Here is a 1,715-nt window from a genome sequence, read left to right on the forward strand (position 1 = left end):
CTTTCAATTGAAAAAACAGATGAAAGAAAAAGCAATATATTTATGGGAGTTCTTTGAGTAAGCACCAGGTTGCGGATGGTGGGGAGGAAGTGGAGTTTGAGTCCAGGGGGTTATCGTTATGGGTTTAATGGGAAGGAGAATGATAATGAGGTGAAGGGAGAGGGGAATGAGCAGGATTATGGGATGAGGATTTATGATCCACGCTTAGGTAGGTTCTTAAGTGTAGATCCCCTAAGTGCAGAATATCCGTGGAATAGTACTTATGCATTTGCAGAGAATGATGTAATAAGGAGTGTAGATTTAGACGGCTTGGAGAAATATATGGTGACTGTGAGAACATTTTTGCCATACGCTTATGTATGGGAACCACAGGCTAAGGATATCATAGATAAAGCTAATACGCGTTGGTATCCTCAGTATAGAAATGTCGAGGCTCATGGAGGATATAAATCCGAACAACAGTTTAATATTGATTTTTATAAGAGTACCGCTACATATATATCACCAATTACGCATGGAACATACTCTAAGAATATTGGAACAGGTAAAGTGAAGTATTTTGATAATGAGGGTTTAGGAGATAAAAATACAACGACACAGATATTTAGTAATAAAGCAAATATTTTTGCTGAAATAAGTACTAAAAACCCTGCTACTCCTAGTTGGATGCCTACTCCAGGAATTGACTATGGACTTAACATTTCAGTATCAAAAGATGGTACTTGGACATTGACTGGAACATGGGATGGTTTTCCCGCATTGGAATTATTTATTGAGGACATAGAGACGGGACAAGTTGATTTAATGTATTTCAATAAGCCTTCCGATGCAGGTAAAGATCTGAAGGATGGAAGTAATCCTAAAGATATCTTGAATCTGTTTCCTGTAAAAGGAGATGTAGATGTTAAAAAAGCAGGGCAAGTAGGGACCCAACCTCAGGTAGATCATGCGTCGCCATCCCCGAAGGTAAAAGAAAATGATAAAAGATTTAGTAATAGTCAATAAAAAGTGAACCATTGCATGATTAAATGCAAAAATATTTATATGAAAGTGAATTTTTTAGTTATAGCTTATTGTATATCCTTAATGTTTTGTTGTTCTTCTTTTCAGAGTGAGAAGAGTGTTCATGTTTTTATTCCTATGAACTATACAGGATGGGTGAATATTATTTTTAATGAAGCGGGTAGTGCTGATAAACCATTGGCGTTTAGCGATGGATACGTTTATTTTATCACAAAGGATCCGCAATCCTTCAAAGTTAAGAATGACAAATTTCCATCGGGGAAATATGATATGCATTATTATTATTATGATAAAGATACAGTTATAGAATTACGATGGTTAGATTACCCTAAAAGGAATATCTTCTTTGAAAGGACTATTGGTAGTAAGGATACAAATAGTTACAGATCCTCCTTATATACTTTTACTTTTTATGTAAGTAAAGAGTTATTAAGTGTTGATGGTCTATCTGTAGATAAGTTGCCAAAAAATGGAATATTGAACCAGTGAGAGGCAAAGGTATTAGTCATACTGCAATGATAAATGATAAAACCCGGTCAGCGAGGTAGTATTACATAAAGTGTGTCACGGTGGTTAAAGATTAAGTTTCAAACGTTCACTAAAAATAATTGATAATTGCGCCAATGTCTGATTCCAGTTGTGTACTGGCTTATTCCATTTTGCACATATATTCTCCTGGACAAGGAATAAAA

At 35.3% G+C, this 1,715-nt stretch carries 2 protein-coding genes; both read left to right on the forward strand.

Going from position 1 to position 1,715, the window contains the following annotated elements; all coding sequences use genetic code 11:
- Window positions 1-75: 75 nt before the first annotated feature.
- Window positions 76-1,005: an RHS repeat-associated core domain-containing protein gene (locus AC1DCV_RS35685; RefSeq protein WP_477027668.1), complete on the forward strand. Its 930-nt coding sequence runs from the start codon at window positions 76-78 to the stop codon at window positions 1,003-1,005.
- 39 nt (window positions 1,006-1,044) lie between these two features.
- Window positions 1,045-1,512, forward strand: coding sequence for a hypothetical protein (locus AC1DCV_RS35690; protein WP_477027669.1), 468 nt, complete (start codon window positions 1,045-1,047; stop codon window positions 1,510-1,512).
- Window positions 1,513-1,715 lie beyond the last annotated feature (203 nt).

The organism is Chitinophaga sp. 10T418 (assembly GCF_056394125.1).

Coding starts and splice junctions, on each gene's coding strand:
- AC1DCV_RS35685 (WP_477027668.1), top strand. CDS start 76: ATGGTGGGGAGGAAGTGGAGTTTGAGTCCAGGGGGTTATCGTTATGGG.
- AC1DCV_RS35690 (WP_477027669.1), top strand. CDS start 1,045: ATGAAAGTGAATTTTTTAGTTATAGCTTATTGTATATCCTTAATGTTT.